We start from the raw sequence: 9,850 nt of genomic DNA on the forward strand, positions 1-9,850 counted from the left end.
GACAATAACCTGCTAACGAATAACTAATTGAGATATAACAAAATATTTTTGTACGTCATTTGGTCGAATCGTTATTACGTTAGCAGTGATGTTATTTTACTTAGTGGTCTATCATAGGCCAAATGCTAGTCACGTCATGCTCACGACAACTTAACTTGAGTCGCCTTAATGTTTTCACTTGGGTAGCATCCCAGTACTTTCAGGTGACGGGTAATGGCCGTTAGTTCAGTTATCGCTTGTTGCATGTTATCTGAATCTAGGTGCGCCTCTAAATCAACATAGAACATCTCTTCCCAAGGGTTTCCCATGATAGGACGAGATTCCAGCTTGGTCATGTTGATACCTAGACGTTGCAAAATAAGTAGTGTCTCCACTAGGGAGCCAGCTTCTTGAGATGTCGACATAATCAACGTTGTTTTAGCTGGAATTTGAGTTGAAACCTCAACGGGTTTGCGAGCTACAACGATGAAGCGAGTATGGTTCTCTGTTTGGTTTGCAATATTGCCTTGGATAGGTTGCAGGCCGTAAAGCTTACCACTAGACGCATTACCAATAGCGGCAACATCATCACCATCCAGTTCTTTTACTTTCTTCATTGCATCTGCTGTGCTTGCACAAGATTCAAGACTCACGCCTTTTAAGCGACTCAAAAACTCACTGCATTGTTGATGTGGCTGTGGGTGTGAATAGAGTGTTTTGATGTCTTCTAAACGGATATCACTTTTCGCAACAAGGCAGTGCTCAATAGGCTGAGAAAGTTCACCAACGATGTAAAGAGTCGTGTGTTGTAGTAGGTCGTAGACTTCGTTAATTGACCCTGAGCTGGTGTTCTCAATAGGCAATACACCGTAGTCAGCATGGCCAGATTCTACCGTTGATGCTACTTCTTTGAAGTGATTACAGTTTAATTCAATCAACTCCATATTCTTACGGCTAAAATATTCACGGCTCGCCAGATGAGAGTAGGAGCCTTTAGAGCCTAAGAATGCAACGCGAGCCAGTGGCTTACGGCTTTGTGGATTCGCCAAATTTTGCAAGTATGACTGTTGCAGTAGAACGGAATCTTCAATGATTGTGTGAAACAGTTTAGTGATGTACTGCGCATCAAGCTCATATTTATCTTTACCATTGTTAATGAGCTTAACCAGAAGCTGCTGCTCACGAACAGCATCGCGTACAGGCTTTGATGTTTCTACTTTGCTTTTCGCAACTTCGATACTGAGTTTGCGACGTTCGGAAAGTAAACTCAGCAGTTCGTCATCTAAATCATTAAGACGAAGGCGGATATCATCCAGTGAAATTGAGCGGTCAGTCATAAATGTGTCCTTATAAAAAAGCCTCCCTAGTGTGGGAGGCTTCTTGTTCGTTTTTGACTTGTTTTTCTAAAACGACTCAGCCTCCGATTTACGGAAGAAAAAAGAAGTCAAAAATAAACAAAGATTGAGAGTGCATAAAAAGTGATTGTTTTATGAATGTTTAAACACAATAAGCAAGCGAGCTACGAGCGTCAAGCAAAAAAATAGCGCCTTGAGGCGCTATTTTTTAATCTGTTCTCTTTCCTTATTCTACTTCAGCTTCTAGCTCTTCAATTTCAGGCTTTTCAGCGCGGCGCGCTTCTGGTTTATGGCGTAGCTTGTTGAGTTGACGCTCTAGTTTTTGTTCTACTTCGTTGATAGCTACGTAGAGGTCGTCATGGATTGATGAAGCAACAAGTTGGCCTTTCGGTACGGTTAGAACCGCTTCAAATTTCTTTTTCTTGTTTGGTTCTTCACTAAAGCTCGCTTGGCAACCAATGATGTCTACTTGCCATTTATCAAGCTTTTTAAATTTGCTTTCTATGTGATCACGGATTGCAGAGGTAATGTCGATGTTTTTACCAGTGATGTTCATTTTCATAGAAGTTTTCCTCTGTTGTATCCCTCATGGGTTAACTTCAGATTACGACTTTTAGGAATTAAGAACGTGATCTAGATCTCATTTTTATTGGGTGGGATGAGCATTAAAATCAAATGTGATCTTACGCAAGTCTTGATATATTTTTGGCGAAAAATGCTTGTTATCCTTATGAAAAACGATAACTTGGAGGCAAGGCTTCGCTAAAAATTACATCAGTTTTTAGGGGCGTTTTACAGCCTTTTTAAAGTGCGTGATGAAAATTCACTCAATAAGATTATGTGAACTAACGCACACTTAGCTTCTGCTTTAATGGAATATTGAAAGCCCGCACCGGTTTCCTTGTGCGGGCTTTTTAGTTTTTCGTTGCTTCGCGATTTCGCAATCGGAAAGTTTCGTATGGACTCAATATGACTTTTTGAGTTTGTACGTTAATCGCTGGTTTGTAGTAATCTCGCTGTACCGTTCTCTCGGATGGTATTAATTGCCTGTAATTGTTTGTAAATAACGAAGTAGCGGTTGATATTAGTGACGTAAGTAACGGGTTCTTTACTCACATACTTACGCGTGATGATTTCTACATTCTTGAACCAGATGTTGGGGTTATAACCTTTTTCCTTGGCTATAGCTCTCATCTTTCTAATTTTAGCGGGTCCGGCGTTGTAAGATGCCAACGTAAAGTAGATTTGGTTATCAGGAGATATTGCCGGGTCATCAAAATACCGATCTTTGATAAAACGCATGTATTTCACGCCCGCGTGGATATTGTTATCCACTTTGTGAATGTTTTTAATATTGACGTTTTTGTCTCTAGCAGTACTCGGGAGTACCTGCATTACGCCAATTGCACCTCGGTGAGAAACCCTGCTCTGATCAAGTCCTGATTCTTGAAAGCCTTGAGCTGACATCATTAAAGGGTCAAATTCATACTTGCTTGAGTATTTTTCAAACACATCAGCGAGTTTAGCCACTTTGTCGACTTTGTTAGGATTGAGAGCTCGGCCTAGCCAGCGAGTATTATCGATATACTTTTGATATATCACGTTGCCGAGTAAGGTGCCGCTGCGAGAGGTTTTAACGTATTTATTGATCTCTTTCTTTAAAATTGGACTGTCTTTTCTTAATGCCCAAGCAATGCGACCATTTTCTCGTAAAGGCAAGTCGGTATGGACTTGAATATTTTCCATTACGTCAGTCCATAGTTTTGCTTTGTGACTATCGAGTATCGTGCCTTGTATATAACCTTGGTTAACTAACTCGATCAGTTCGTAGTCTTGTAATGATTCTTCGACAAAGTGGACGTGAAGTGGGGATAAATCTAATCTGTTGAGTTCTTTGTTCACTCTCTGCACACTCTCGAAATAACTTGAGCTTGCACGAATCCACACCTCTTTGTCGCTTAGTTGTTTGATATCGGTAATAGGGGGAGACTTTTTCCCAGTGATAATGAGTTCTTTGACACTTGTTATCATTGGGTCTGAAAAATCGATGGCTTGTAAGCGTTTATCGGTGACCGTTAGGTTTGCTACGGCGATATCGCCATAACCAGATTGCAACGAGGGGAGTAGGTCATCTCTTTGTATGGGGATGATTTGAACATTGAGGTAAGGGTGTTTCTTACGAAGATTTTTCTCAAAGTGATAGAGCATCTCTGCCACTATACCCTTTGGTTTGCCATCTTCTATGTAATAAAATCCAAGATCGGCCGACACGAGTACTCTAACCATTCCTTTGGTTTTAAGTACATCCAAGTCGCCCATGTAAGGCTTATTGCTTAATGGGGATAACTCCAATGAGTGGGAAATTTGGCTAAATAGCATGATCCCAATAAATAATAACAACCTACTCACATCCACACTCCATGTTGATGATTTGTTAAAAGTTATTTATTGAAGATACCGTGTATTATGCGATTCATCAAGTTTACGAAATGTGGTTAAAAAAAAGCGCGCTAATAAATTAGCGCGCTTTTTTATATTGATATGTAAGTAGTTGATTAAGGTAGTGGGTTTAGCTCAATTAACTGCTCTGTTCTTGCTACCGCATCTTCCAGACCTAGTTTTTTGTAGGCTTCTAACTGTATGTCTAAAGATTTACGAGCCGCAATGGTATCAGGGTAGGTTTTTTGTAGTTCTTGTGTACGGTTCACTGCAGCAATCCAAGCTTCACGTCGTAGGTAAAAGTCAGCCGTTGCTAAGTCATACTCTGCTAGGCGGTTTTTAAGTGCGAACATGCGTTTTTGTGAGTCTTCGGCATAAGGGCTGCTAGGGAAGCGTTCGAGCAGTCGCTTGAAGTCAGCAAAAGCAAGCTTCACGGGTTCTGGATCTCGGTCACTTCGGTCGATATTAAAAATATCGTGCATGAAGTTTCTATCTTGAGCCATGTGCGTTAAGCCACGCATGTACAGTACCCAGTCTTGTTTCTCATGGGTTGGGTTCAAACGTAAGAATCGCGAAATAGTTGCAAGGCCAAGTGCCAAGTCATCATTTTTGTAGTACGCGTAAATTAGATCCAGTTGTACTTGTTCTGAATAGGCGCCGAATGGGTAACGAGAGTCTAAGGCTTCTAGCTTTTCGATTGCTGAAAGCCAACTACCACTCTGCAGTGATTGTTGAGCGTCAGAATAAAGAACCGATGGCGGTACATCCGGTACTATTTCTTCACTACTTGAACAGCCAACTAAGAGTGATACGGCTAATAGACCCGATAAAGTAAGGTGTTTCATGTCAGGCGTCGATTCCTTGAATTAAATATTTCGTAAGCTTCCGTTACTTTCTAACCAGTAACAGATACAATGATGCAATTATTCTATTTTATCCATACTAATGGGTATTAGTCTCACGGTTTTTAAAAAAGTTCGATATGGCTCAGCAGATAACATTAACAGACACAGTAAAAAGCAGCCAGTTAGGTCAACGTTTAGACCAAGCTGTCGCTGAACTATTTACTGATTTTTCTCGCTCTCGTATTAAAGAGTGGCTTCTTGACGGCAAAATCCAAGTGGATGGCGAAGTTATCACTAAACCGCGCACTACAGTTTTGGGCGGTGAAGCGATCATCTTACAAGCGGAGCTTGCGGATGAAGAACGCTGGGAAGCACAAGATATTCCGTTAGACATTGTCTATGAAGATGATGATTTATTGGTTATCAATAAACCTCGTGACCTGGTTGTACACCCAGGCGCAGGTACGCCGGATGGAACCATACTAAACGCATTGCTTTTCCATTACCCTCAGATTGCCGAAGTACCTCGTGCTGGTATTGTGCACCGTCTTGATAAAGACACAACTGGTCTTATGGTTGTGGCTAAAACGGTTCCAGCTCAAACTCGCCTTGTACGAGCTCTTGCCAAGCGTCGTATTACTCGTGAATATGAAGCAATTGCTATTGGTAAAATGACTGCGGGCGGTGTAGTAGAGAAAGGCATTAGCCGTCATGCAACGAAGCGTACGTTAATGGACGTCAATGAATTGGGTAAGCCTGCGGTAACTCACTACCGTGTTGCTGAGCATTTCCGCGAACATACTCGTATTCGTCTGCGTCTAGAAACCGGTCGTACTCACCAAATCCGTGTTCACATGTCATATCTTCAGCATCCGCTGTTAGGTGATATAGCGTACGGTGGTCGTGCACGTATTCCAAAAGGTGCATCTGAAGAACTAACGACAATGATTCGTTCTTTTGATCGCCAAGCACTACACGCGGTTATGCTGAAGTTTGTTCACCCGATTACTGGTGAAGAAGTTGAGTTCCATGCACCTGTGCCAAATGACATGGTTGTGATGGCTGAAGCATTGCGTGTTGATGCTCGCGAAAACATAGAAGACGACATTTAATCGTGTCAATGATCATCCCTGACTGGAATGCACCACAAAACGTAAAAGCATTTGCTTCGACTCGTTTTGATGGTTGTTCTACAGGTGCTTATCAAGGGTTAAACCTTGGTATGCACGTTGGGGATGATGCTTTACTTGTTGAAAGTAATCGAACATGGCTAAAGCAACAATCTAAGATGCCCACGGCTCCGGTATGGCTAAATCAAACTCACTCAACTGATGTTGTTACGGTTTTAGAACCTGCGGTGAATGTGCTTGATGCGGATGGTACATTTACCACTGCAAAGGGTGTTGTGTGTTCTGCGATGACAGCCGATTGTTTACCGGTCATCCTTACCGATACCAAAGGTACTCAAGTTGCTGCAGTTCATGCAGGTTGGCGTGGTCTTGCTGGTGGTATTCTTGAAAATGCCGTCGCAAAGTTTTCAAACCTAGATTCAGATAACCAGATTATTGCTTGGCTTGGCCCTGCAATTGGTAAAGAGGCATTTGAGGTTGGCAACGATGTGTTGGACGCTTTTGTTCGTTTTGACGCTCAAGCGAAGTTAGCATTTAAAGCCAAATCCGAACCTGGCAAGTGGTTAGCAAACATGTCTCAGCTAGCAACCCAACGACTCAATAAGGTTGGCGTTACTTCGGTGACAGATTCGAATTTATGTACTTATACTGATTCCGATGCTTTCTATTCTTATCGTCGTGATGGCATTACTGGGCGTCAGGCTACCTTTATTTGGTTAGAGTAACTTCTAATTAATGTAATTACCCATCGAGCTCATTTATATTTCCATATAAGCTCTATTCTTCATTTTTATCCCTTGAAAATCTTCGTTACCGTATCCATCTTCTAAACATAAGATAAACATATCTAAGAGTAGGAAGGTTGGCATGCGTCTCGATCGATTCACTAGTAAATTCCAAATTGCGATATCTGATGCTCAGTCGCTCGCATTAGGTCGTGATCACCAATATATAGAACCAGTACACCTAATGGTGTCGTTGCTTAATCAAGATGGTAGTGCAATTCGTCCATTGCTTACTATGTTGAATATTGATGTGGTTCAACTTCGTTCTAAATTGAGTGAAATGTTAGACCGTGTACCGAAAGTAAGTGGTATCGGTGGTGACGTTCAGCTTTCTAGTGCGATGGGTACGTTGTTCAACCTATGTGACAAGGTGGCGCAAAAGCGTCAAGACAGTTATATATCCTCAGAAGTCTTCTTACTTGCAGCTATTGAAGATAAAGGACCTTTAGGTAACTTGCTTAAAGAGCTAGGTCTTACAGAAAAAAAATTATCTCAAGCTATCGAACAAGTTCGCGGTGGGCAGAAAGTCGATGACCCGAATGCAGAAGATCGACGTCAAGCACTCGAGAAGTTCACCATTGATCTGACTGAAAGAGCAGAGCAAGGCAAGCTTGACCCTGTGATTGGTCGAGATGATGAAATTCGTCGCACCATCCAAGTTCTTCAGCGTCGAACCAAAAACAATCCAGTTATTATCGGTGAACCTGGTGTTGGTAAAACCGCAATTGTTGAAGGCTTGGCGCAACGCATTATTAATAACGAAGTACCTGAAGGTTTAAGAGGCCGTCGCGTGCTGTCGTTAGATATGGGTTCTTTGATTGCGGGCGCCAAATATCGTGGTGAATTCGAAGAGCGTTTGAAATCAGTTCTCAACGAATTATCTAAAGAAGAAGGAAACATCATCCTCTTCATTGATGAAATTCATACTATGGTAGGTGCGGGTAAAGGCGAAGGCTCTATGGATGCCGGTAATATGCTGAAACCAGCATTGGCTCGTGGTGAGTTGCACTGTGTCGGAGCAACAACTCTTGATGAATATCGTCAGTATATTGAGAAAGATCCTGCTTTAGAGCGTCGATTCCAAAAGGTGATAGTCGATGAACCAACCGTAGAAGATACCGTTGCTATTCTCCGCGGTTTAAAAGAACGCTATGAACTTCATCACCATGTAGAAATTACCGATCCAGCTATTGTGGCTGCGGCAACATTATCTCATCGGTACGTTTCAGATCGTCAGTTACCAGATAAAGCTATTGATTTGATTGATGAGGCTGCTTCGAGCATTCGTATGCAAATAGACTCAAAGCCTGAGTCATTGGACAAATTAGAACGCAAGATAATCCAACTGAAGATCGAGCAGCAAGCGTTAACTAACGAAAATGACGAAGCCAGTGAAAAGCGTCTTCGTACATTGCAATCTGAGCTTTCCGATAAAGAACGAGACTTCGCGGAACTTGAAGAAGTGTGGAATGCAGAAAAAGCGGCTTTGTCTGGAACGCAACATATCAAATCGGAATTAGAACAAGCTCGAATGGATATGGACTTTGCAAGACGAGCTGGTGATCTTAACCGAATGTCAGAGCTTCAATATGGTCGAATTCCAGAGTTGGAGAAGCAGTTAGATCTTGCGACTCAAGCTGAAATGCAAGAAATGACGTTATTACGTAACAAAGTCACCGATGCAGAAATAGCAGATGTTCTATCGAAGCAAACGGGCATCCCTGTTTCTAAAATGCTAGAAGCTGAGAAAGAGAAGCTTCTTAAAATGGAAGGTGTTCTGCACAAGCGCGTTATTGGTCAAGCAGAGGCGGTTGAAGTGGTATCGAATGCGATTCGTCGTAGCCGTGCTGGTTTATCAGACCCAAACAAGCCGATTGGCTCTTTCTTATTTCTTGGCCCTACTGGCGTAGGTAAAACCGAACTTTGCAAAACACTCGCTAACTTTATGTTTGATAGTGACGATGCCATGGTGCGTATCGATATGTCTGAGTTTATGGAGAAACACTCTGTTGCTCGTTTAGTTGGCGCTCCTCCGGGCTATGTTGGATATGAAGAAGGTGGCTATTTAACAGAAGCTGTACGCCGTAAACCTTACTCAGTGATTTTGTTGGATGAAGTTGAGAAAGCACATCCGGATGTTTTCAATATCTTATTACAGGTTCTCGATGATGGACGATTAACTGATGGACAAGGTCGTACGGTAGATTTTAGAAATACGGTCGTGATCATGACATCTAATCTAGGCTCTTCGAGAATTCAAGAAAACTTCAATACACTTGATTATCAAGGAATCAAGAATGAGGTGATGGAAGTGGTCAGTAAGCATTTCCGTCCTGAGTTTTTGAACCGTGTTGATGAAAGTGTTGTGTTCCATCCTCTAGGCCAAGATCACATTCAGTCCATAGCCTCTATTCAGCTTGAACATCTTAAAAAGCGAATGGAAGAAAATGGTTATGAACTTGAAGTATCCGACAAAGCACTTAAGTTGATTTCTCAGGTTGGTTTCGACCCAGTGTATGGCGCACGACCATTGAAAAGAGCGATTCAACAGAGTGTCGAGAATCCGTTAGCGAAAGCGATATTGGCGGGAAAAATCAATCCTGATAAGAAAGTGCAGCTATTAGTGAATAATGACCGAATTATTGCTCATCAATAATCAAACTATGAATAATAGGTACGATTAGCCGAAATTAAGGTTTAATCGTACCTATTTTGAACGCTTTGTGTGAATAGTGTCCGAACGGTCGCTTGCGACGGTTTTTTTTCATTTTTGCCCTTGTGCAAAGGATTATTCTCTCTATAATGCGCCTCCGTTGCCAAGGATAACCAAGCGGTTTGAACTAAGTAACGAGACGCCATTAAGCATTTAAGATGCTTTGAAAAATTAGCGAGAAAAAGTGTTTGACACTGGAATCCAATTCGCTAGAATGGCCGTCCACTTCGAGAGGCTCCTTACTTAAAGGAACGCTTAAGAAGTAAAGCTCTTTAACAATTTAAACCTATCAATCTGTGTGGGCACTCGTTGATGAATATCAAAACGTTTTATCCTTTGGATAAAACAGTTACTTCGGTAACACAATGATTTCAATGAACTGAGTGACCAATACGTTTAACTACTTTCTCTTGTAGAAAGAAATTATTCGGCACAGTCAATTCATTATCTTTCTGTTGGAAAGATAATAGCTTTAGAATTACTTCTTACTTTCGAGTGAGAATGGATTTTGAAGTCAGTATTCGTTGAGTCACACCTATTAATTTAGGTAATCAAAACTTTAAATTGAAGAGTTTGATCATGGCTCAGATTGAACGCTGGCGGC

The 9,850-nt window shown here is 41.7% G+C and carries 7 protein-coding genes and 1 other annotated feature; of the genes, 3 read left to right on the forward strand and 4 right to left on the reverse strand.

The window, feature by feature from the left end; genetic code table 11:
* Positions 1-140: 140 nt before the first annotated feature.
* The 4 genes from pheA to IQO02_RS04815 form a co-directional block, all read right to left on the reverse strand.
* Positions 141-1,316 (reverse strand): prephenate dehydratase, encoded by a 1,176-nt coding sequence (gene pheA, locus IQO02_RS04800; protein WP_010434870.1) that lies wholly within the window; start codon positions 1,314-1,316, stop codon positions 141-143.
* 12 nt (positions 1,317-1,328) lie between these two features.
* Positions 1,329-1,450 (reverse strand) — a sequence feature (Phe leader region).
* A 110-nt stretch (positions 1,451-1,560) separates the two neighbouring features.
* Positions 1,561-1,896: a ribosome hibernation-promoting factor, HPF/YfiA family gene (gene hpf, locus IQO02_RS04805; protein ID WP_004735034.1), complete on the reverse strand. Its 336-nt coding sequence runs from the start codon at positions 1,894-1,896 to the stop codon at positions 1,561-1,563.
* Positions 1,897-2,324: 428 nt separating this feature from the next.
* Positions 2,325-3,749: a lytic transglycosylase F gene (locus IQO02_RS04810; RefSeq protein WP_315897589.1), complete on the reverse strand. Its 1,425-nt coding sequence runs from the start codon at positions 3,747-3,749 to the stop codon at positions 2,325-2,327.
* Between the two features lie 140 nt (positions 3,750-3,889).
* Entirely contained in the window at positions 3,890-4,618 is a 729-nt protein-coding gene (locus IQO02_RS04815) for an outer membrane protein assembly factor BamD (protein ID WP_010434874.1), read from the reverse strand.
* Positions 4,619-4,755: 137 nt separating this feature from the next.
* Between IQO02_RS04815 and rluD the strand changes: the two genes are divergently transcribed.
* From rluD to clpB, 3 genes are all read left to right on the forward strand, one after another.
* Positions 4,756-5,730 carry a 23S rRNA pseudouridine(1911/1915/1917) synthase RluD gene (gene rluD, locus IQO02_RS04820; protein ID WP_010434876.1) on the forward strand — a complete coding sequence of 325 codons (975 nt, stop codon included), beginning with the start codon at positions 4,756-4,758 and terminating at the stop codon, positions 5,728-5,730.
* An 8-nt stretch (positions 5,731-5,738) separates the two neighbouring features.
* Positions 5,739-6,473: a peptidoglycan editing factor PgeF gene (pgeF, locus tag IQO02_RS04825; protein ID WP_010434878.1), complete on the forward strand. Its 735-nt coding sequence runs from the start codon at positions 5,739-5,741 to the stop codon at positions 6,471-6,473.
* Between the two features lie 142 nt (positions 6,474-6,615).
* Positions 6,616-9,189: an ATP-dependent chaperone ClpB gene (gene clpB / locus IQO02_RS04830; protein WP_010434880.1), complete on the forward strand. Its 2,574-nt coding sequence runs from the start codon at positions 6,616-6,618 to the stop codon at positions 9,187-9,189.
* The last annotated feature ends 661 nt before the right edge of the window (positions 9,190-9,850 follow it).

It is taken from the genome of Vibrio sp. OPT24, assembly GCF_015163545.1.
Taxonomy (GTDB): Bacteria; Pseudomonadota; Gammaproteobacteria; order Enterobacterales; family Vibrionaceae; genus Vibrio; species Vibrio cyclitrophicus.

What these genes read in the sequence shown, in the direction of transcription:
- pheA (WP_010434870.1), bottom strand. Translation starts at nt 1,316, where the DNA reads ATGACTGACCGCTCAATTTCACTGGATGATATCCGCCTTCGTCTTAAT.
- hpf (WP_004735034.1), bottom strand. Translation starts at nt 1,896, where the DNA reads ATGAAAATGAACATCACTGGTAAAAACATCGACATTACCTCTGCAATC.
- IQO02_RS04815 (WP_010434874.1), bottom strand. Translation starts at nt 4,618, where the DNA reads ATGAAACACCTTACTTTATCGGGTCTATTAGCCGTATCACTCTTAGTT.
- rluD (WP_010434876.1), top strand. Translation starts at nt 4,756, where the DNA reads ATGGCTCAGCAGATAACATTAACAGACACAGTAAAAAGCAGCCAGTTA.
- pgeF (WP_010434878.1), top strand. Translation starts at nt 5,739, where the DNA reads ATGATCATCCCTGACTGGAATGCACCACAAAACGTAAAAGCATTTGCT.
- clpB (WP_010434880.1), top strand. Translation starts at nt 6,616, where the DNA reads ATGCGTCTCGATCGATTCACTAGTAAATTCCAAATTGCGATATCTGAT.